We start from the raw sequence: 19,455 nt of genomic DNA, 5'->3' as shown, positions 1-19,455 counted from the left end.
GGTCATACCGAGATCCCCCGCGCTGCCATGAAGGGGACCGGGTCGACGGCGGAGCCGTTCACCCGGGTCTCGAAGTGGAGGTGGCACCCGGTCGACCAGCCGGTCGAGCCGATCTTCGCGATCTGCTGGCCGGCACTGACGTGCTGACCGACCGAGACGAGGATGCCGCCGTCGACGATGTGCCCGTAGGCGGTGGAGACCCCGCCGCCGTTGTCGAGCACGACCTCGTTGCCGTACCCGCCACCGTTCGCCGCGAAGGTCACCGTGCCCGAGTGGGCGGCGTAGATCGGGGCGTAGCAGGCGGGAGCGAGGTCGACGCCCGCGTGCAGTGCGCGGTAGTGCGTGTAGGGATCGACGCGGTAGCCGAAGGGGCTCGTCTGGTAGCCGCCGGCCGGACGCACCCAGCCGGAGGAGTTCGGCGAACCGCCGCCCGTCCCGCCCGAGCTCGTGGCCGCGGCCTTCGCCGCCGCGGCCGCGAGTGCCGCCTGCCGTGCCTTCTCGACCTGGACGCCCTTGTTGTAGCGCGCCTCGACGTTCGACTCGTTCGTCGTGAGCAGGGTCAGCTGCGACTCGAGCCGCTCCTGGTTGTCGCTCTGCGCCTCCACCGCCGACTGCGCCGAGTCGGCCGCGGCCTGGGCTTCCTGCATCTTCTGCTGCGCGGCGTCGGCGAGCTTCCCCAGGGCCTGCTTCGCCAGGTCCGCCTTGTCGGCGAGGCCCTGGGCGACCCCGCGGTCCTGCGACGCCTGGGAGTAGATGCCGTCGGCCTGTTCGCTGAGCTTCGACATCGCACCGAGCTCGTAGAGCAGGTCACCCGACTTCGACGGGTGCGTGAGGATGTCCGTCGTGACGTCGTTCGCGCTCGCCCGGCCGAGCTGCGCGGCGAGCTGACCCGCCTGCTCCTCGGACGCCGATGCGGTCTTCTCGGCGTCGTCCGCCTGCTGCTGGAGCTTCTGCTGCTTCAGGGTCGCGTCGTCGTACTTCGTCTGCGCCGTCTGGTACGCGGCACCGGCTGCCTCGGCGGACTTCTTCGCCGCGGTGGCCTTCGACGAGAGGTCCGCGATGAGGGCCTTGATCTCGGTGACCTTCGCCTGCTGCGCCGACTTCGATGCCTTCGCCTTCTCGACGTCCGACCAGCTCGGGTACGACGCCGCACTGGCCGAGGTCACCGGAGCGAGCGCCCCGAGGGTGCCGACGGTGAGCGCGACGGCGACCGCGGCGGCGATGAAGCGGCGGCGGGGACGGGGGCGGAGTGACGGCGATGGTGAGGTCGACATGTGTCTCGATTTCGTAACAGCGCGGCAAGGCTCACGCACGTAACACTGTTAACAAGCGCAACAGTAACAACAGGTGTCGCACCCGCACACCCCCTCGCACGAGGGGTACGGGGACGACGACGATGGTCGCATTCGATCATCGACAGCACGAATCGGGGCCTGGAGCCCCACGGTGAGTGAAGACCCGCACCCCCGGCCCACCAGGGCGACACGCCGGGGATCCTGGTCGCACGGCCCTCGATTTGTGAAACCCGCAGGGCATCCGTATGCTTGTCCATCGGTAGCGCGAAGCACGCTTGCGGCCCTATCGTTTAGTGGCCTAGGACACCGCCCTTTCACGGCGGCAGCACGGGTTCGAATCCCGTTGGGGTCACTCTTCGGAGTGAGCAAGCAAGCAGAACGTCACCACAGCAAGACAGCAAGTCGCAGTACTCACAACACAACATGGCCCTGTAGCGCAGCTGGTTAGCGTGCCGCCCTGTCACGGCGGAGGTCGCGGGTTCAAGTCCCGTCAGGGTCGCCACGGCTGGATAGCTCAGTTGGTAGAGCGTTCGACTGAAAATCGAAAGGTCCACGGATCGATGCCGTGTCCAGCCACAGCAGGAAGCCCCCGGTGAAGCCGGGGGTTTTCTTGTTTCCGGGGTCGGATTCGCTGCCGCTCCGGTGACGCTGTGCCGGTTCTGTGCCGGTTGCTCGTCGCCAGGCAACTCCCCCAGGGCCCCCGATCGAGCTAGCGTCGGAAATGGAAGACGCACGACGAGTACCCGAAGATGGAGCTCCGACGTTCGACTTCGATGCCGTCGACTTCGTCACCGCAGACCATCACTTCGGGCATGCTCGGATCATCGAGCACGCGAGGCGTCCGTTCGGCAACGTCGAGGAGATGAACTCCTACCTCGTCGAGCGATGGAACTCGATCGTCGCGCCGGATGCTGTCGTGCTACACCTCGGCGATCTCCTCATGGCCTCGATGAACGACATCGGTGATGCTCTTGCCCTCACGCGTCAGCTGCACGGCCGTCGGCTGCTCGTTTCTGGCAACCATGACTGGATCTCGCGAGCGACGCAGACACACACTCGCATCCAATCGATGATTCCGCTGTACGAAGCAGCCGGCTGGACGGTGCTTCCCGAAGTCCTGAACGGGTCTCGTCGAGGGCGACTGCTCCGAGCGTCGCACTATCCGTACGACAGCGCGGCACCCGACAAGTTCAGGAAGATCCGCCCGGTAGACGACGGAGTTCCGCTTCTCCACGGGCACACACACTCCTGGGCTCAGACTGACGGTCGCCATCTGATGCACGTCGGTGTCGACGCTTGGAGCTTCGTCCTCGTGACCATGGGCGACGTCGACGCTTGGCTCGTATCCCTGGGTGACGAACCCTAGGAGGAGACTCGGTGCTTCGATCCAGCCTCGTAGCTTCGGTCAGTCAGGAAGCTATGTAGGTAGTCATCCGCGAGCAGCCGCGGAATTTGGTGGCGGTGCTGCGGAGAAGAATCGAACAGAAGTGCCGGACCATCGGCAGTATCGGATAGAAGGATATCGTAGTCGGGATATTTCTTCACGAAATCGACCAGCGAGTCCGTCGTCAAAGCATCGGCGTAATCCGGATCAGCTTCAATCAATCGAGCCACGGAAGCCATCTTCGCGCGAAGAGTGGGGTCCTTCGAGACGGCTTCCTCGAGTTCAACGAGGCCAACGATTCTCACTTTTGCAGTGACGGTGGCCAGCGTCTTTCTGGCCAGCTCCTGCGACTTCTCTGGAGCTTGCAGCTTATTCTGAATAAGAGACACCGTCTCGAAGAACGCGAAGCCCCCACAGGTGAAGACGTCGAAGTTCGCTTCGTAATAGAGCAAGTCACCTCTCACCACACGGTAGACGCCGTCGTTGGGGAGCAGCGGGACACCTTGGCGTCGGGTGGCCACCCCGGGGCCCTTCAAACGGTACGCAACGACCATATTGTCGCCCGCCCCGAGAGAATGGACCATCGCCACCGCAGAATCGCCGCCAGAATCGATCGGCACGTCGCCGCTGCGAATTACGCTGTCCACAGCCGCCAACTCTGGAACGCTATCCAGGTCTTCAACCAGGACCTGAGATGAACTCGTCTGATAGGAAGGATCGTACGCAAGAAACTGCTTGTCAGAAAGACGGCTTCCGGCCCTCCAGATATCTTCCATCACTCTATTGCCCATGCGGCTTTCCAGATCAAACCGTGCCACTTCTGCGGTGGCTAACGAGTCTCCCCGAAGCGTGAAATTGCCTAAGCCACCCGTTCGGTCCGCGAGTGCCGCCACCAGCACGTCGCGCGCGGTTTCATCGGTCATCGATCCCCCTTGAGCTGTATGGCAACGCCTTGCGACAGGTACCGACAGGTGACCGCGCCCTCCTGAGGGAGATGATCAGCCCGCGTCAGAAGCATAGTCACAACACCGTTCGTTGCGGTGACTTCGAATAGATGGAAACCAGCGAGGGCAAGCGTCGGGTTCAAGTGATAGAGCCCGCCCCGCACATAGATCACGGCGACGAAGGCCACGAGCACGATCGATCCTGTGAACGCGGGCACTGCAGCGTTGCCGAGCACGGAAACAGCGACGGGAACGACGTAGCTGGAGGTGAAGGCCAGCACGCGGTCGTCTGCAGACCGGACAGTCTTCGTGCGGATCTCGCGAGGGGAAATGCCAGCCAGACTCCGGAAAGACATGCGGAGAGCCACAACTGCTCCAGCGCACGCCGCGATGCCTCCCCAGCCCCACCACCCGAAGTCACCGAGCCGAACGATCAAAATCACGGCAACCACCGGAGCGAAAGCGGAAGCGAGCAGCCCAGCACCGGCAGTCAGCCTCATGCTCAGACTGTACGGCGAGCTACCGACTTTGAGTAGCTCTCGCGCGTGGTGGCTGGCATCGGCGGGTACGGCCTGGCCAGAGCGCTCACCAGCATGCAAAGAGACGATCGAGCTAGATGGAGTAGCTCCAACCAGGCAAACGGGAAAGCGCACCCAACGAGTTCAAGGCCCACACATCAGGGACACCGAACGCATCACTCCAGAACTCCGTAAAGCCCGTCGTCTGGGCCAGCCAAAGTGGAGGTTCCGTCCGCGCGTCCTCACTGAGCGCGAGATAGTCCCCCTCAATAACTGTTGCAGCCCAGCGATTCGCGGTTGAATGCGATCGAATCAGAACGCCTCCCGCGCCGCGGAATTCATGGATTCGCCTCGACCCCGAGCGGGTCAAGCCAACCTTCACAACATGGGCCTCAGGAAAGTGGATCACGTATACATCGTGCGGCTTCCACCAGGGAAGCTCCGAGTCGGCGGGATTCGGAGGTAAACTTAGTTGGTTGACCGCGTTTCGATCGAGCAGCCGACGCCGGAGCCGTTGGTCAGATGGCGAATGCGCGGCCAGGTGGGTGACGTGCACAAAGTCGACTCCAGCCTCATGCGCTCTCGGATGGCAATCGGCCGCGAGCCAGCTTCGAGCTCGTTGCTTTGTAGGGATAACCGTCCACCACGTAGGCACCGTGAGCGCCTCCCGGGGGAGAGTAAGTCCGACGATTGATTGCACCTGCTGGTAGCTGAGGCTGACGGCCTGTTCCGAGCTATTCCGAGCCAAATATTCGTAGAGCGGGCGCCAGGGACCCATGCGAATCTCGGTGGACGTCATGACTGTGATTCTCCGCCGATCATCCGGTCGAGAGCGCCGCTCGCCCGAACCGCTGCGTCGGAACGAGCCCGGCTGTACCGCTCGGTGACCTGCATCGAGGAGTGGCCCAAGATCGCCTGTACGTCGTTGGCAGCACTGCCAGCGTCGAACAGAAGGGTTGCGAGCGTGCCGGAGGTCATGGATGCGGAAGTCAGGCCGGTCCAGAAGCACCCGGAGCTGCGGCCAGTCGACGGCACGGCGGACGTTGGAGACCTGCAGGCGTCCACCCTTTGGCCCCGTGAAGACCAGATCGTTGCGCCGCTTGCCCTCGATCTGCACAGTGATGGACGGCAGAAGGACACCGGGAAGCGGGACGGTTCGCTCCTTGTGGCTCTTCGGGCTCTGCTCGATCAGCTCACCATTACGCCCCGGCGAGAAGCTCCGACGTACGTGGATCACTCGTCCCGCCAGGTCGACGTCGGACACCCGCAGAGCACTCGCCTCGCCCGCTCTCATCCCGGTGAACACGAGTGCCGAGAGGTATGCACGGTAAGGACCGTCCTCGACCGCAGCGAGAAGCGTGCGGACCTCCTCGGAAGAGAGCGCCCTCGACCGAAAACTCCGTGCTCCGTCTTCGCGAGGCCGACGAACCAGTCGTGCCGGGTTCCCGCCGATCACGCCGAATCGGACCGCACCGTCGAGCAAGCGGCTGAGCATGGCAAGAGCGTCGTTGCGCGTCGAAGCCGATCCGCTCCACTGTCCGATTTCCTCATCTACATCGCCGGCAGAGATCGTCTCCAACTTGCGGTGCCCGAACCACGGCTGCACGCGGCGTCGCCAAGCCACGTCGTAACCACGAGCCGTAGCCGGACGGATACTCGCCTCGATCGTCGGCCAGTAGCGCGAGTGCCAAACATCGAGGGTCATACCGCCGTCTGGCTTGATCCGAGTTCGAGCTTCACTCCGCACACGCTTCGCTTCGGCAAGCGACCCAACGAGGAAGCTCCGCTCTCGATCCTCCCCGTTCAGACCTGTAGCCCAAACACGGACCTGGTACTTCCCGCGGTCAGTCCGGTACCTGATTCCTTCGGGGAGCGGCTTGCGAGTCCGCGGGTCCAGCCGCTCAGTGCGCTCGGCCACTGGTACCACCCGATTCGAGGAAGCCGACGATGGTCGAGGTCTTCCAGAGCATGTGTTTCCCCATGCGCGCGTCCGGGTACGGAACCCTGGACTGGCGGCGGAGCGCATCGAACGTCGAGAGCGGGACACGGCAACGAGCAGCCGCCTCGCGTCGCGTGAGGTAAACGTCCTCCTCGACGAGTGTCGTTTCTTCGTGAGCTTCCTGATCAGCGAACATCGCCCTCTCCTCTGTCTGGCCCCTTGGTGTTTCGCGAATCTCTCCATTCCCTCGCCGCGCGGGCAGCCTCGATCGCGAGAGCCTTGTCGCCCTGCGAGGTCCATCCCATCCCGGCGTAGGACCAACTCCCAATGACGAGCACGCTCTCGACTTCCCCCGCGTCAGGCTCACTCGCAGCCGCGGCGATGCGTTCAAGTCGCCACTGATGTCGTGCTTCCCGGAGAGAGCCGAGCGTTACCGAGTAGCGCCTCGACTTCGTTGAGAAGTGGCCACGAAAGCCGAGCATCCGCGACCAGCGTTCAAGAAGTACATAGGGCGACTGCTGGTCTGCAGCGACGCCGATCTGTTCGGCGATGTCGCGGAGCCTGACGAGGTGTGGACGGGGCGAAGCCCCCGCATCCAGATCCTCCGTCGCCTTGGTCGCGTACTTGGCGATGTAAGCGGCGACCGCACGATCCGACAGCCGTCCATCGAGACCTTCGCTTCGAACGATCGGCTTCACATCGATCTGTCGCCCCCAACGGAGCGCGTTCGGTAGGCGTCCAGAGGGAAGGCTAGGCGGTTGATACCGCACCGCACGCGCAGCCTGGCGGATCGCTTGCGTCAGGTGAGCGGTCGTCATGCGATCATCTGGCGCTGGGAAAGCATCATCGCTGTCGACACCGTCGAGTCGCACGATCGCGTGGAAGTGGACGGCGCCCCGCTTCTGGAACTCCGCCACTTTCGCGAACTGTGGTCGGACGAGGGTGGAAGCCTCTCGCTGACTCATGCCGAGGACTCTGGCGAGCTCCCTCCGAAGCTGGATGGTGAATCGCCTCCACAGCTCGGACGCGAAGTACTGCCACACGACGTGGCCCTCGTAGTCGTAGCAGTCTGGGCAGATCGCATCGCCGAGCTCGGGACTACCCCCTCCGTGTCCGGTCGCGCATTCCGGTCGACTACCGTGTGTGCAAAGTTTGGCCCTCGCGCAGGACACGCCGTGGACGGTGCCGAATGACGGAGCGGTGAGCGTCAGGAAGACCATCGGGTGGGCCGCGACTGAGTTGGGAACGCCCTTCATCCCGCCGGCTGCGCCAGCCATGATCATGTGCCAGGTGTCGCCCTTGTACTCGTGGCTGCACGAGGCGCAGCGTTGCGCGCGGCGGTTGCCGCAGCGGGTGAAGAGGACGTGATCCGGCTGGTCGGCCGACGAGAACCTGGCGCGCTCCTCCCCCGTCTCAGATCCGAAGGTCGTGGATGCTCCGACGAGCCACACCGGGTTCGTGCAGAAGCCCACCCGGGCGGCACCACGCATCCAACGATCGAACTCCGGACTACGGAGACGGCGCGCGACTGACTCAGCGAGGCCCATCAGACACCACCAGTTCGGGGACCGCGCATCCGATTGGGTACACGTGCCCAGTCACGTCGTCTGTGCGCAACACTGGACGGCAGACGTCGACCGCGGCGTGCTCCTTGCGTCGTTGATCGATCCAGTCGGTGAGCTGCGCGTCAGTGCACGACTGGTTCGCGATGTGCCCGTACCGCTGGACGAGTGAACGGTCTGCAGGATCCGGCGCGACGTAGATCGCGTGCTCTGCACCGTTCGTCGTGTCCCACGAGATGCGCAGGTTGCACATCGACGGTTTCGCCTCGGCCGCGGCTGGAGCGTGTTCCGCTGCGGTGAAGTGACCGACGATCGCACCGCCGGCGACGAGCACCCCAGCGACGACGATGACCAGTGCGGATCGTGCGATGTTCTTCATGACTCCTCCTTCGATCGAGCAGCGCTCCGCGTCCGACGTCGCGGCGGGGCAGGCTCACGCGCACTTTGTGTCTCAGGTACGAGCACCGGCTTGAAGCGCGGCGCTGCGAAGGCTCGTGCCGTTCGCGTGATCAGGGCATCGTCCGCGTATCCAGCCCGCACCCGCTGCGGTGTCGCGAGCTCGTCGGACAGGACGTAGGCGGTGCCGGGCGCGCCGATCGGTATCTCGTGGCAGAGCGCACCGGCAGCGACAGAGCCGTCACCGAGCACCATCGACGTTTCGGTCCGGTCGCGGAGACGAAGCCCGATCGTCTGGGTGAAGAGCCCCCGCGCGGGCAGCGTCTCCTTGCGTGGATCCTGCAGGCACGCGATCACCACGAAGCCGACAGCACGCCCTTGTGACGCCAGCGTTGCGATGCTGGCGTTCGCCCGGCGCTGCAGATCCCGGTCTGATTCGTACGCCGTCAGGGCAGCGAGTTCGTCGATCAGGACGATCACGAGGGGAGCCTCGGTGGAAGCTTCGTGCTGCCGAGTCGTCCCGGCGAGGTCGCGAGCCCGTGCCTGCATCTGAGCGACGGCTTCCTCGAGCATGGCCACCGCGTGCATCGAGTCGTTCGCGAAGCGAGTCAGGAGAGGCTTACCCATCCCGAGCTCCATGCCGCCCTTGAGGTCGACGCCCCACACTTCGACCATCCCGGACCGGACTGCCCCGGCGAGCCCCAAGAGGAGCGCCCAGACGATCGACGCTTTGCCGCTTCCCGAGGCACCAGCAACCAGCGTGTGCGGGCCGAGACGGAGCCTCCAGTCCTCACCCTCTTCGGTCCGGCCCATCGTGACCGCTCGTCCGTCCCATTCATCGCTTGGAGCAAGTACGAACGGTTCGGCAAGAGGGTCGGCGTAGTACAGGCGAAGTTCGAGCTGATCGATCCGCGTCCCGGACAAAGTGGCGCGACGCGCCCCGAATGCTGCCGCTATCCGGTTCAGGTGAGCTCCGACGTCCCCGGACGTGAGACCGCTCGGGAGGTACAGCGGCACAAGACACGCGTCTGCGTCCCAGCTCGGTGAACCGACACCGGCGGCGATGCGCGACCCACTCGGACCATGCGCGTCAAGCCGGAGTGTCTGCGCAAGAGCTGGCCACGCGGCCACGATGTGCCGAGAGATCGAGCGCTGCTGCGCTCGGTGGAGGGCTGCGTCGATGTTGCCCCACACCCGCAGACGGCGGAGCACGAAGATCAGTCCCACGAAGCCGTTGAGCCACCACACAAGTGGCAGCCAAGTGGTCACGAGTTCCACGAGGGTGAGGATCGTCAGTCCGATCAGCACCCACCGGAAGCGCCGGGCGAACCCCTCGAACTCGTCAGCCCAGTAGCGGGCCTCCTTACGAACGGACCAACGCATCACTCACCACCCCGGGGCTTCGCGGCGGCCTTCATCTCGCGAGCCCGGAGCGAGTACGCGACGCGTGGTCGACCGCCGTTCTCCTTCACGTACGGGGTGACCGACAGACCATCGAAGACCACCGGCCGGAACGGGAGGCCTTGGATCTCCGGCGGGGCGACCGGCTCGCTGATGCTGATGATCTTGACCGTGACCTCGTTCTGGCCCTTGCGCGCGTCAGGATCGGCGTCGATGACGCGCACCTGCCACATCGGCTGACCGGAGTTCTTGTCGAGGTCCTGCCCCTGACGCTGGCCGTCATCGGACCACTTCACGACCGGCTCGACCTCGCCCACCATGAACGCGCCCTTAGGGAAGTACGCGTCGAAGCTCACCGGGATTGCTGACTGGATCGCCATCTCTGGCTCCTCTCGATCGTTGCTGTTGATCTCAGTCTGAACACGTCTGCTCACGCTGTCAACAAATGTTTTGCCTCAACGCAGATGTTGCCGGGGTTTGCTCATCAGAAGACGTGGCCGCGAACGGTAGCCTGAGGGCCGGAGGCAAGCATGGAGTCAGCGATCGAGTGGGGCACCGTCCCGCCGCCCCTTCTTGCTGCCCTGACCACGCTCGCCAAGAAGGCCAAGAAGGATGCGGAACACCTCGGCCGGATCCGTTGGCCTGAAGGCCCTGCAGACATCCAGGACGAGCTCCGGGCAGCTATCTCCGACGCTCACAAGATCTCGAAGGCCGGAACTGAGCTTCGGGCAGTGCTCTCCGCGTACGCGCACCGAGTACACCAACCACGGCCAGTGATCTCGGACCTGGCGCGTGCTCAGGACACGGGATCGCAAGGCTTCATCCGCCGGTACTCCGACGCAACCCTGGCCGCTGTGCAGCAGCTCGTGTCGGACTCTCCCGACATCGAGACGGTCAGAGCGGGTATCCCGTCGCTCTCCCTCTACGACCTGCGTGACCTCGGCGGGCCGGTCGGTGACGCAGCCCAGCGGCGCATCGCAGCGAATGAGGGCGCGCGGGGCGACCTGTGAGAACTTTCTCTACTCGTTCAAGGCCGGCCTTCGGCCGGCGAGGCCTCGGCCACCTGCGGTGCGTGCGGTCCTCGCTTCGCTGCGGTCCGCGCGCTCCTCGCTCGCCGAGGCCTCGAGAGCCATCGTCGCTATGCCTTCCCTCTAAGCAACCGCTCCCCACTCTTTTGGACACAGCATGAGTAGCACTCCTTCCGTACGCACTATCTCCACCGGCTCCTACAAGGGAGCGCCCTCCATGGAGCTGCACGAGCACGAAGATGGCTCGAATGATGTGCTCATCATCGGGGCTGGCAGCCAGCCTATCGCCACCGGAGTCGCACTCATCGACGACCCAAAGGGCCTGAAAATTCGATGCCGGATCCGCAATCGCGATCTGAAGTACAAGCCAGAAGAGGTCATCCGGCAGATGACACTCAACTATCTGATCGACGACCTTGGATACGGAGCCGACCAGATCTCAGTTGAAGTGCCCGTTCAGATGGGCAGTACGGTACATGATAAGCCCGCGGACATCGTCGTATACTCCGAGTCAAACAAGACTGACGCACTAATCATTGTCGAATGCAAGCAGCCGACGCGTAAAGACGGAATCGAACAGCTCAAGTCGTACATGAACCCAACCGGAGCTCTCTTCGGCCATTGGTCCAACGGAATTGACGAAAAGTTCCTTCTCCGATCCGGCGCCAATGACTTCAGCAGGCCAATCTGGCGTTTGCCTCGCGCAGGAGAGACGCTGGAAGACATTGACGAGCCACTGACCAGAAAGTCCCTCGAGCCCGTCCGCGATCTGTACTCGGTATTCCGTGACATGGAGCAGGAGATTCTTGCCCATCAGTCTGTCGAGACCTTCAATGAAATCTTCAAGATTGTGTTTGCCAAGCTCTACGACGAGCGTGTGAATCTCCCCAACGATGATGCTGTCGCCCAATTTTGCATCGGACTTCAGGAGCCAGTAAGCCAGGCGGTCACTCGCGTGGGCTCTCTGTTTGACAAGGCCAAGGCGAAGTGGAAGGACGTCTACGGAGCGGGAGAAACCCTCTCTCTAACAGACCGCAACCTTGCCTACTGCATTCAGACTCTTCAGCAGTATCACCTTATGAAGAGCGGTGATGTACTAGGCGTTGCTTTCGAGCTGATGGTGAACCAGGAAATGAAGGGCGAGATGGGGCAATACTTCACACCCCGTCAAGTCGTGCAAATGATGACGGACATGATCAACCCGTCAATTAGCGAGACAGTGCTGGACCCGGCATGTGGTTCCGGCGGCTTCCTTATCTACCCCATGCGCAAGGTCTTCGAGCACATCAACGCGACGTGGGACGACGCGGACGATCGCGCCGAACAGCGGAAGGACTATGCGCAGGAGAACCTGATCGGTATGGACAACGATCAACGCCTTGTTCGCGTTGCAAAGGCCTACATGATCATGGAGAATGACGGTCGCGGCGGCATCGCTTCAGTCGATTCCCTCGATTACGCCGCGTGGCCGAGCACACTCAAATCCCGGATCGCCGGGCGCCAGCTGAGCGGAAGCGACCTCGCACCTAACGCACTCGTGAAGGGGACACGACGCCTACCCTCGGATGGTGTGGATGTCGTGCTCACCAACCCGCCGTTCGCGGGTGCGATCAAGTCGGCGACCACTTTGCGCCAATACGACCTCGCAGTCGTAGAGGGCCGCGCCTCGTTGAAACCGCAGATCGTTCGCGCTAACCTTTTTATCGAACGATGCCTCGACGTCCTGAAGCCGGGCGGAAGAATGGGGATCGTGCTTCCTCAGGGGATTTTCAATAATATTACGGATCAGGACCTCCGCAACTTTGTAGACAAGAGGGCGCGCATTCTCGCCGTAGTCGGCCTTCATCCCTATACTTTCAAACCGTTCACCCTTGCGAAGACGTCGGTCCTCTTCGTCAAGAAGTGGGGTGTCGATGAGCAGCCCCTCGATGATTACCCGATCTTCACTGCGGTCTCGATGCGTCCTGGAAAGACCAAGCTCGGTCGCCCTGCTTTCTTGGAGGATGGCGTCACGCTCGACTGCGATATGGATGAGATTGCGTCCGAGTTCCGTAAGTTTGCCGACGCAAATAGCCTTGGGTTCTGATGAGTGTCATTAGCCGCAAGGCTCTCGGAACCCGCGAGTCTTCTCGATTCGACGCAGAAGCTTTCAGACAGGATGACATCGACCATGAGGCGTGGCTACGCAACGACCATGCAGCACGCACGCTAAGCAGCGTGATTGGCGACCGAAAGCGCTCGCAATTTGACAAGCGGGGCCTAACCGATGATGTCTCCTACGTCTCAATCACCAGCATTGATGGGCAGGATGGAGCCGTTTTTGCGGACCTAATAAAGAAGGATGATCTGCCTAGTCGAGCGAAGTGGCTTATCTCGGCCGGGGACATTCTTGTGTCGCAGGTTCGTCCCGAACGCGGAGCAGTCGGCTGGGCAAGTTCAGACTTGCAGGGATCCATTGGATCGTCCGGATGTTATCTCGTCCCGGCGTCCAAGATGGACGCCATGGAGCGAGCAGCGCTGTTCCTATACCTCCGCACCGATTCTGCCCGACGTCAGATCGTCCGCAGGAACCGCAACTCCATGTATCCCGCGGTAGCAGCACAGGATCTGGACCAGATCCTGATTCCGGACTTCTCTACCGCAGACTTTGACCTTGCGGCGAAGAAGATGGACGAATTCGAGAAAGCTCTCGCGGAGATGCGTGCGCGCCGCGCAGAGGCACTGGATCTCATTTCGGACCTTCTACGGGTTCCCGGAATTCCGCCCTCCCCCTTTGATTCAGCCAAGCCGGTCGATACCACGGTCATCACACGCTCAGCCGTGCGCAGTGCATCTCGAATCGATGCTGAGTTCTTCCGCTCCGAGTATGGCGACTTTGCCGAGAAGCTTCAGCGCGCCGACCATTTCCCCTTGAATAAGTACTTTGAGCTCATTTCCGGGCGCGTGGTAAACGGCGACGATCCGGTGCCCATCATCAAGCAGGGGATGCTCACGAACTACGGTCCAAACGTGACCGCCGTCGAAGTCGAGTCCGCGAAGCGCGGTAAGGGAGTCAGCGCCAGGAAAGGCGACATCGCTCTCGCCTCAACAGCGCACGAAGTCGCATATGTCGGACGTAAGGTCGACCAGATCCGTGAACTACCATCCTTGCTGGACAACAACCAGGTTGTGGCGGAGCTTATGCTTATCCGCCCACGCAACGACAATCAGCCGGTTTCGACGTCCTACGTGACCGATTTTCTTCGACACCCAGCCGGACGGCATCAAGTCCAGCGATGTATCCGCGGCCTGCGAGGTGGTCATACCTATCCGCAGGACGTGGGCGCCTACGTGCTACTCCCGCACCCCGACGATGCTTGGATGGCTCGGTACGAGTTGGTGGCCTCTGCGGGCGAGACGGCGCGCGCGAGGGCGATTGAAAGTGTAAGAGTCGGCGTCCGCCATATGAGTGAGCGCTTCAACGGCTCTACGACCGTGCCACCCGGTCCATGACCACCCAGCCGGGCCGGTGTGGGGCCGGGAGGTCTGCTGAACGCATCCAAAACCAGTCGTCACCAACGAACACGACATCGGCGGAATCACGCAGCAAACGAGCACTCATGAGCACTCGTAGACCCGGCGCATACAACTGAAAATCGAAAGGTCCACGGATCGATGCCGTGTCCAGCCACCGGTGAAGGCCCCCTGCTTCGGCAGGGGGCCTTTTCCGTTGTCTGAGCGGTGTGACGTGATCGCCGCGCACAACCAAAGTCACCCCGAACCACGCAGCAGCGCAGTTCGGGGTGACTTTGGTTGTGCGGCTCGCGTTGGCGCCGGGTCGCCGACGGCCGGGATGCGCGGTGCCACTCCGCGCGTCGGCTTCGGCTGCTAGGCCTCGCGGGTCTTCGGGCTGCTGTCGTTCGTCTTCGCCGGGTCGCGCTCGACCACGGAGCCGAGGGCGTCGTCGATGCGGGACATCAGCTCCGCCGGGATCTCGACCCCGGCAGCGCCGGCGTTGTCGTGCACCTGCTCCGGTCGCGATGCGCCGATGATCGCGGACGCGACGTTCTGGTTCTGCAGCACCCAGGCCACGGCGAGCTGCGCCATCGACAGGTTCAGCTCGTCGGCGATCGGCTTCAGGTCCTGCACCGCTGTGAGCACCTCGTCGCGCATGAACCGCTTGATCATGTTCGCGCCGCCCTTGTCGTCCGTGGCGCGCGAGCCCTCGGGCAGCGGCTGTCCGGGCTGGTACTTGCCCGTCAGGACGCCCTGGGCGATCGGCGACCAGACGATCTGCGAGATGCCGAGCTCCTCGGACGTCGGGACGACCTCGCCCTCGATGACCCGCCAGAGGGCGGAGTACTGCGGCTGGTTCGAGATGAGCTGCACGCCGAGGTCGTCGGCGAGCTCGTGGCCCGCGCGGAGCTGCTCCGCCGTCCACTCGCTCACGCCGATGTACAGCGCCTTGCCCTGCCGGACGACGTCCGCGAAGGCCAGCATCGTCTCCTCGAGCGGGGTCTCGTAGTCGAACCGGTGCGCCTGGTAGAGGTCGACGTAGTCGGTCTGCAGGCGCTCGAGCGACCCGTTGATCGACTCGAGGATGTGCTTCCGGCTGAGACCCGTGTCGTTGTGGCCCTTCGGCCCGGTCGGCCCGAACACCTTCGTGGCGATCTCGAGCGACTGCCGCCGCTCCCCCTTGAGGGCCTCGCCGAGGACCGTCTCGGCACCGGTGTTCGCGTAGACGTCGGCGGTGTCGAACGTCGAGATGCCGACGTCGAGCGCCGCCCGGACGCAGGCGATCGCCGCGTCGTTCTCGACCTGGGAGGCGTGGGTGAGCCAGTTGCCGTAGGTGATCTCGGAGACCTTGAGGCCCGAGTTGCCGAGGTAGCGGTACTCCATGTGCGTGTCACTCCTGTCGTGGCCGCGTCGGTGCGGCTCGATCGGTGACAGTAGTCCTCGGGTCCTCAGCACGAGCCAGCGACTGTACGCTGATGTTTCAGGAGAGCAGGACAAAGACGAAACCCCGGCGATGTGGCCTGGGCCAGTGATCGTTCCGGGGTCTTCGTTGACAACGGTAGCAGAGAGGGCGTGATGCCGGACGGGTCATCGCGGAGCTCAGCTTCGGGTTCTGGCGGTACCTCGTCGAATCGCGGTACCACACCTCGCTCTGGGTGCCTGGCCTGCATCGAGCCTTTCCGCACGGGCCGGACAACCTGCGCATCCGACGGAGCGAGGTGGCGCGACGGCTCCAGCAGCTGCACTTCGTGCGGAACCGCGCCGCGCACCACGAACCCATCCACGCGCGGGACCTGCAGCGGGACCACGACTTCGCACTCGAACTGCTGGGCTGGGTCAGCCCGCATGCAGCGCTCTGGGCGGCTGACACGACTTCGCTCCGAGCCGTGCTCGACGCCCGCCCCAGCCCCTGAGGTGCAGGATCGGAGGGGTTGCGGTGCAGTGGTGCACCGCCGGGAGCGAAGGAGCATCCATGTCGGGACCGAGCGTGCTGTTCATCGGCGGCAGCGGGGTCATCAGCGCCGCCTGCGTCCGCGAAGCCGTCGAGCAGGGGTTCGACGTCACCGTGCTCAACCGGGGGACCACCGGGGGCAGGCCGATCCCGGATGCGGTCACGCGCCTCCAGGCCGACGTGTCGGACCGCAGCGCCCTGGCGGACGCACTCGACGACCGCCACTTCGACACCGTCGTGAACTGGATCGCGTTCACGCCGGACCAGGTGCAGGCCGACGTCGACTTCTTCGCCGGGCGGACGCGGCAGTACGTCTTCATCAGCTCGGCCTCGGCGTACCAGACGCCGGCGACGCACCTGCCGATCACCGAGTCGACGCCGCTGAAGAACCCGTACTGGCAGTACTCGCGGGACAAGATCGCGTGCGAGGAACTGCTGATGGAGGCGTACCGGGAGCAGGACTTCCCGGTGACGATCGTCCGACCCTCGCACACGTACGACGAGACGAAGCTGCCGCTGACCGGTGGCTGGACGGCGGTCGCCCGGATGCGCGCGGGGAAGCCGATCATCATCACGGGTGATGGCTCGTCGCTGTGGACGATCACGCACAGCCGCGACTTCGCGGTCGGGTTCACCGGGCTGCTCGACCGGGGCGAGGCCATCGGCGAGGCGTTCACGATCACGAGCGACGAGGCGCCGACATGGAACGCCATCGCGCAGGACATCGCGGCTGCGGCCGGGGTCGACGACCTGCGGATCGTGCACGTCCCGGCGGATGCGATCGCCGCGGCCGACCCGGAGTGGGGCGCGGCGCTGCTCGGCGACAAGGCGAACAGCTCGGTGTTCGACAACAGCAAGATCCGGTCGCTCGTGCCCTGGTACCGGCCGCGCACACCGTACCGGCACGGGGTGCGCGAGGTGATCGCCTGGTACGAGGCGCACCCCGAGGAGCAGGTCGTCGACGAGCGGCTCGACGCGCTGATGGACGAGCTCGCGGAGCGCTGGGCGGTCTGAGGCCAGACCGGCGCCAGGCGGCCGAGCCGGCCGGCTGGCGCGGGCCAGCCGCCGGCCGGCTGGCGCGGAGTCGGGCGCCGGCTGGCGCGGAGTCGGGCGCAAAACACCGGTGTTCGTCCGCCACACCCCGGAATGCGGGGGTTCGGCGCGCGAACACCGGTGTTTTGCGATCAGAGGGGCCGACGGGAGACGCCGATCAGAGGGGCCCGACGCGGGTCAGCGTGCGGCCAGCACCTCGCCGAGCGTCCCGATCGCGAGCCGCACCTCGTCGTCGGTGACGACGAGCGGCGGGGCGAAGCGGATCGTCGACCCGTGGGTGTCCTTCACGAGCACGCCCCGATCGGCGAGGTCCTTCGCGATCGCTTTGCCGGTGCCGAGCGCGGGGTCGATGTCGATCCCGGCCCAGAGTCCGGCGACCCGGTGGGAGACGACCCCCTTGCCGACGAGTTCGTCGAGCAGCCCACGGAGGAGCGGTTCGCCGTCGAGCGCCCGCTGCTGGAAGGTGCCTTCGCCGAGCATCGCCACGACCTCGGAGCCGACGGCCGCCGCGAGCGGGTTGCCGCCGAACGTGGATCCGTGCTCCCCCGGACGCAGCACACCGAGCACGTCAGCCGAGCCGACGACGGCGGACACCGGGACGATCCCGCCACCGAGCGCCTTGCCGAGCGTGATGAGGTCCGGCCGGACGCCGACGCGCTGCACGGCGAGGGTGTGCCCGGTGCGACCGAGACCGGACTGGATCTCGTCGGCGACGAACAGGGCACCGAACTCGTCGCAGATCTCGCGGACGGCCGGCAGGTAGGACTCAGGTGGGATGACCACGCCGCCCTCGCCCTGGATCGGCTCGAGCAGGACGGCGACGACGGTCTCGTCCATCGCCTCACGGAGTGCCGCGGCGTCGCCGTACGGGACGGTGCGGAACCCGGGCGTGTACGGCCCGAAGTCGTCGTGCGCCACGGGGTCGTCCGAGAACGAGATGATCGTCGTGGTGCGGCCGTGGAAGTTCCCGGACGCGACGATGATCGTGGCCTGGCCCGCGGGCACGCCCTTCACCCGGTAGCCCCAGGCGCGCGACACCTTGATCGCGGACTCGACGGCTTCGGCTCCGGTGTTCATCGGGAGCACCATCTCGGTGTCCGTCAGGGACGCGAGCCCCGCGGCGAACGGTCCGAGCTGGTCGTTGACGAACGCCCGCGATGTCAGGGTGACGCGGTCGAGCTGTGCCCGGGCGGCATCGAGCAGGCGCGGGTTCCCGTGCCCGAAGTTCACCGCCGAGTACGCGGCGAGGCCGTCCAGGTAGCGCTTGCCGTCGACGTCGGTCACCCAGGCGCCGTCACCGGAGGCGATGACGACCGGGAGCGGGCTGTAGTTGTGGGCGAGGGCACGGTCCTCGACGGCGAGCGCCGCCGCGGTCCGGGTGCCCAGCGCGCTGGTCATCAGGCGCCCCGGGCGACGGAGGTGCCGGTGCCGACCGGGTGCAGGTCGAGCGTGCAGCACTTCACGCCGCCGCCGCCGAGCAGCAGCTCGGACAGGTCGACGCCGATCGGGTTGTAGCCCTTCTCGCGCAGCTGTTCGGCGAACCGGACAGCCCGGGAGGCGATCACGACGTTGTAGCCGTCGGAGTACGAGTTGAGGCCGAGGATCGCGGCGTCCTCCTCCGTGGCGATGATCGCGTCCGGGAAGCGCTCGCGCAGGATCGCCAGGGACGGCTCGTCGAACGCCGACTCGAGGTACGCGATGTTCGACCGGCCGGAAGCATCGGGCTCGGGGTCCAGCACCGCGATGGCCGTGTCGAGGTGGTAGAAGTTCGGGTTGATGAGCTTGAGCGTGACCACCTCGCGGCCGTAGATGCGGGCGAGCTCCTCGTGGGAGGTGCTGTCCGAGCGGAAGCCGGTGCCGGCGAAGATCGTGTTGCCGACGAGCAGGAAGTCGCCCTCGCCCTCGTTGGTCTCCTCCGGCTCGGCGACGGTCAGGCCGGCGTCACGGAACCAGTCCATGTACGCGGGGCCCTCGGGCTGGCGCTCCGGGTACTGGAACTTCGCGCCGTACGCGACGCCGTCGAGCACGAACCCGCCGTTGGCCGCGTAGACCATGTCGGGCAGGCCCTCGATGGGCTCGATGTACTGGATGTCGAAGCCGAGCTGCTCGTACACGTCGACGAGCGACTGCCACTGCTCGACGGCCTTCGACGTGTCGGTCGGGTCCTCGGGGTGCATCCACGGGTTGATCCGGTAGCTGACCGTGTAGTGCGTCGGCTTGCACATCAGGATCGAGCGCTTCGTGGCCGTGCGGGCCGGGGCGGTGAGGGATTCGGGTGCGGTGTTCGACATCAGTCCTCCTGGAGGGACCGGGGCCCGAGCCTGCCAGGAACCGAAACTGGACGAGAGTGAAGTGCTCCGACGAGATGCAGGCTCACTCGCCGTAGCGGACCAGGTCAACGCCGCGTCGATCCTCGCACACCCCGTCCAGCAGGTGCAGTCCCCCACACTGCGGGTCAGTGGCACCCGTTCTGGTGACGCACGTTTCGT

18 protein-coding genes and 3 tRNA genes are annotated in these 19,455 nt (G+C 64.7%); 9 read left to right on the top strand and 12 right to left on the bottom strand.

Going from position 1 to position 19,455, the window contains the following annotated elements:
* Window positions 1-2: 2 nt before the first annotated feature.
* Window positions 3-1,274 (bottom strand): M23 family metallopeptidase, encoded by a 1,272-nt coding sequence (locus tag BLT36_RS03900; RefSeq protein WP_092092088.1) that lies wholly within the window; start codon window positions 1,272-1,274, stop codon window positions 3-5.
* Between the two features lie 300 nt (window positions 1,275-1,574).
* On the opposite strand from BLT36_RS03900, the gene BLT36_RS03895 reads away from it, so the two are divergent.
* The 4 genes from BLT36_RS03895 to BLT36_RS03880 all read left to right on the top strand — a co-directional run bounded on the left by BLT36_RS03895 (window position 1,575) and on the right by BLT36_RS03880 (window position 2,661).
* Window positions 1,575-1,647: transfer RNA gene (locus BLT36_RS03895), tRNA-Glu, on the top strand.
* Between the two features lie 73 nt (window positions 1,648-1,720).
* Window positions 1,721-1,797, top strand: a tRNA-Asp gene (locus BLT36_RS03890).
* Between the two features lies 1 nt (window position 1,798).
* Window positions 1,799-1,871 (top strand) — tRNA-Phe (locus BLT36_RS03885).
* Window positions 1,872-2,016: 145 nt separating this feature from the next.
* Window positions 2,017-2,661: a hypothetical protein gene (locus BLT36_RS03880; RefSeq protein WP_092092086.1), complete on the top strand. Its 645-nt coding sequence runs from the start codon at window positions 2,017-2,019 to the stop codon at window positions 2,659-2,661.
* On the opposite strand, the gene BLT36_RS03875 is transcribed toward BLT36_RS03880, so the two are convergent.
* The 8 genes from BLT36_RS03875 to BLT36_RS03845 all read right to left on the bottom strand — a co-directional run bounded on the left by BLT36_RS03875 (window position 2,658) and on the right by BLT36_RS03845 (window position 9,819).
* Window positions 2,658-3,602, bottom strand: a complete 945-nt coding sequence (locus BLT36_RS03875) for a hypothetical protein (RefSeq protein ID WP_139166355.1) — start codon at window positions 3,600-3,602, stop codon at window positions 2,658-2,660. The two genes, BLT36_RS03880 and BLT36_RS03875, sit on opposite strands and share 4 nt — an antisense overlap.
* Complete coding sequence (locus BLT36_RS03870) at window positions 3,599-4,123, bottom strand: hypothetical protein (RefSeq protein ID WP_139166354.1); 525 nt, start codon at window positions 4,121-4,123, stop codon at window positions 3,599-3,601. Before BLT36_RS03870 ends, BLT36_RS03875 begins: the two co-directional genes overlap by 4 nt.
* Window positions 4,124-4,235: 112 nt before the next feature.
* Window positions 4,236-5,846: a tyrosine-type recombinase/integrase gene (locus tag BLT36_RS03865; RefSeq protein ID WP_175529470.1), complete on the bottom strand. Its 1,611-nt coding sequence runs from the start codon at window positions 5,844-5,846 to the stop codon at window positions 4,236-4,238.
* A gap of 196 nt (window positions 5,847-6,042) precedes the next feature.
* Window positions 6,043-6,276, bottom strand: coding sequence for a hypothetical protein (locus tag BLT36_RS18585; protein ID WP_058726285.1), 234 nt, complete (start codon window positions 6,274-6,276; stop codon window positions 6,043-6,045).
* On the bottom strand, window positions 6,266-7,570 hold the full coding sequence (locus tag BLT36_RS18290) for a replication initiator (protein ID WP_139166353.1): 1,305 nt from the start codon (window positions 7,568-7,570) through the stop codon (window positions 6,266-6,268). The genes BLT36_RS18585 and BLT36_RS18290 overlap by 11 nt, the downstream gene beginning before the upstream one ends.
* A 43-nt stretch (window positions 7,571-7,613) precedes the next feature.
* Complete coding sequence (locus BLT36_RS03855) at window positions 7,614-8,021, bottom strand: hypothetical protein (protein WP_092092077.1); 408 nt, start codon at window positions 8,019-8,021, stop codon at window positions 7,614-7,616.
* Window positions 8,018-9,421, bottom strand: a complete 1,404-nt coding sequence (locus BLT36_RS03850; protein ID WP_254787502.1) for an FtsK/SpoIIIE domain-containing protein — start codon at window positions 9,419-9,421, stop codon at window positions 8,018-8,020. The genes BLT36_RS03855 and BLT36_RS03850 overlap by 4 nt, the downstream gene beginning before the upstream one ends.
* Complete coding sequence (locus BLT36_RS03845) at window positions 9,421-9,819, bottom strand: hypothetical protein (protein ID WP_058726288.1); 399 nt, start codon at window positions 9,817-9,819, stop codon at window positions 9,421-9,423. The genes BLT36_RS03850 and BLT36_RS03845 overlap by 1 nt, the downstream gene beginning before the upstream one ends.
* Window positions 9,820-9,969: 150 nt before the next feature.
* On the opposite strand from BLT36_RS03845, the gene BLT36_RS03840 reads away from it, so the two are divergent.
* The 3 genes from BLT36_RS03840 (at window position 9,970) to BLT36_RS03830 (ending at window position 13,959) form a co-directional block, all read left to right on the top strand.
* Window positions 9,970-10,449, top strand: a complete 480-nt coding sequence (locus BLT36_RS03840) for a hypothetical protein (protein WP_092092073.1) — start codon at window positions 9,970-9,972, stop codon at window positions 10,447-10,449.
* Window positions 10,450-10,684: 235 nt separating this feature from the next.
* Window positions 10,685-12,553, top strand: a complete 1,869-nt coding sequence (locus BLT36_RS03835; protein ID WP_175529469.1) for a type I restriction-modification system subunit M — start codon at window positions 10,685-10,687, stop codon at window positions 12,551-12,553.
* Window positions 12,553-13,959: a restriction endonuclease subunit S domain-containing protein gene (locus BLT36_RS03830; RefSeq protein WP_139166352.1), complete on the top strand. Its 1,407-nt coding sequence runs from the start codon at window positions 12,553-12,555 to the stop codon at window positions 13,957-13,959. The genes BLT36_RS03835 and BLT36_RS03830 overlap by 1 nt, the downstream gene beginning before the upstream one ends.
* 375 nt (window positions 13,960-14,334) lie before the next feature.
* On the opposite strand, the gene BLT36_RS03825 is transcribed toward BLT36_RS03830, so the two are convergent.
* Window positions 14,335-15,345 (bottom strand): aldo/keto reductase family protein, encoded by a 1,011-nt coding sequence (locus BLT36_RS03825; protein WP_092092067.1) that lies wholly within the window; start codon window positions 15,343-15,345, stop codon window positions 14,335-14,337.
* A gap of 335 nt (window positions 15,346-15,680) precedes the next feature.
* Between BLT36_RS03825 and BLT36_RS03820 the strand changes: the two genes are divergently transcribed.
* Together BLT36_RS03820 and BLT36_RS03815 are read left to right on the top strand one after the other, a co-directional pair.
* Window positions 15,681-15,875 carry a hypothetical protein gene (locus tag BLT36_RS03820; protein WP_092092065.1) on the top strand — a complete coding sequence of 65 codons (195 nt, stop codon included), beginning with the start codon at window positions 15,681-15,683 and terminating at the stop codon, window positions 15,873-15,875.
* A 59-nt stretch (window positions 15,876-15,934) separates the two neighbouring features.
* The gene (locus tag BLT36_RS03815; RefSeq protein WP_092092063.1) at window positions 15,935-16,927 is read left to right on the top strand and encodes an NAD-dependent epimerase/dehydratase family protein; all 993 of its coding nucleotides are present in this window, start codon (window positions 15,935-15,937) and stop codon (window positions 16,925-16,927) included.
* Between the two features lie 216 nt (window positions 16,928-17,143).
* Here the strand turns inward: BLT36_RS03815 and rocD are convergent, their stop codons facing one another.
* Window positions 17,144-18,364 carry an ornithine--oxo-acid transaminase gene (gene rocD / locus BLT36_RS03810; RefSeq protein ID WP_092092062.1) on the bottom strand — a complete coding sequence of 407 codons (1,221 nt, stop codon included), beginning with the start codon at window positions 18,362-18,364 and terminating at the stop codon, window positions 17,144-17,146.
* The gene (ddaH, locus tag BLT36_RS03805; protein WP_092092060.1) at window positions 18,364-19,257 is read right to left on the bottom strand and encodes a dimethylargininase; all 894 of its coding nucleotides are present in this window, start codon (window positions 19,255-19,257) and stop codon (window positions 18,364-18,366) included. The genes rocD and ddaH overlap by 1 nt, the downstream gene beginning before the upstream one ends.
* Window positions 19,258-19,455: the final 198 nt, after the last annotated feature.

This window comes from Curtobacterium sp. UNCCL20 (genome assembly GCF_900101675.1).
GTDB lineage: Bacteria > Actinomycetota > Actinomycetes > Actinomycetales > Microbacteriaceae > Curtobacterium.
The sequence above is the reverse complement of the archived record's forward strand: the minus strand, read 5'-3'. Positions and strand labels throughout refer to the sequence as shown.

Excerpts from the sequence above, each read along its gene's own strand:
- BLT36_RS03900 (WP_092092088.1), bottom strand. The coding sequence starts at position 1,274 with ATGTCGACCTCACCATCGCCGTCACTCCGCCCCCGTCCCCGCCGCCGC.
- BLT36_RS03880 (WP_092092086.1), top strand. The coding sequence starts at position 2,017 with ATGGAAGACGCACGACGAGTACCCGAAGATGGAGCTCCGACGTTCGAC.
- BLT36_RS03875 (WP_139166355.1), bottom strand. The coding sequence starts at position 3,602 with ATGACCGATGAAACCGCGCGCGACGTGCTGGTGGCGGCACTCGCGGAC.
- BLT36_RS03870 (WP_139166354.1), bottom strand. The coding sequence starts at position 4,123 with ATGAGGCTGACTGCCGGTGCTGGGCTGCTCGCTTCCGCTTTCGCTCCG.
- BLT36_RS03865 (WP_175529470.1), bottom strand. The coding sequence starts at position 5,846 with ATGACCCTCGATGTTTGGCACTCGCGCTACTGGCCGACGATCGAGGCG.
- BLT36_RS18585 (WP_058726285.1), bottom strand. The coding sequence starts at position 6,276 with ATGTTCGCTGATCAGGAAGCTCACGAAGAAACGACACTCGTCGAGGAG.
- BLT36_RS18290 (WP_139166353.1), bottom strand. The coding sequence starts at position 7,570 with ATGCGTGGTGCCGCCCGGGTGGGCTTCTGCACGAACCCGGTGTGGCTC.
- BLT36_RS03855 (WP_092092077.1), bottom strand. The coding sequence starts at position 8,021 with ATGAAGAACATCGCACGATCCGCACTGGTCATCGTCGTCGCTGGGGTG.
- BLT36_RS03850 (WP_254787502.1), bottom strand. The coding sequence starts at position 9,421 with ATGCGTTGGTCCGTTCGTAAGGAGGCCCGCTACTGGGCTGACGAGTTC.
- BLT36_RS03845 (WP_058726288.1), bottom strand. The coding sequence starts at position 9,819 with ATGGCGATCCAGTCAGCAATCCCGGTGAGCTTCGACGCGTACTTCCCT.
- BLT36_RS03840 (WP_092092073.1), top strand. The coding sequence starts at position 9,970 with ATGGAGTCAGCGATCGAGTGGGGCACCGTCCCGCCGCCCCTTCTTGCT.
- BLT36_RS03835 (WP_175529469.1), top strand. The coding sequence starts at position 10,685 with ATGGAGCTGCACGAGCACGAAGATGGCTCGAATGATGTGCTCATCATC.
- BLT36_RS03830 (WP_139166352.1), top strand. The coding sequence starts at position 12,553 with ATGAGTGTCATTAGCCGCAAGGCTCTCGGAACCCGCGAGTCTTCTCGA.
- BLT36_RS03825 (WP_092092067.1), bottom strand. The coding sequence starts at position 15,345 with ATGGAGTACCGCTACCTCGGCAACTCGGGCCTCAAGGTCTCCGAGATC.
- BLT36_RS03815 (WP_092092063.1), top strand. The coding sequence starts at position 15,935 with ATGTCGGGACCGAGCGTGCTGTTCATCGGCGGCAGCGGGGTCATCAGC.
- rocD (WP_092092062.1), bottom strand. The coding sequence starts at position 18,364 with ATGACCAGCGCGCTGGGCACCCGGACCGCGGCGGCGCTCGCCGTCGAG.
- ddaH (WP_092092060.1), bottom strand. The coding sequence starts at position 19,257 with ATGTCGAACACCGCACCCGAATCCCTCACCGCCCCGGCCCGCACGGCC.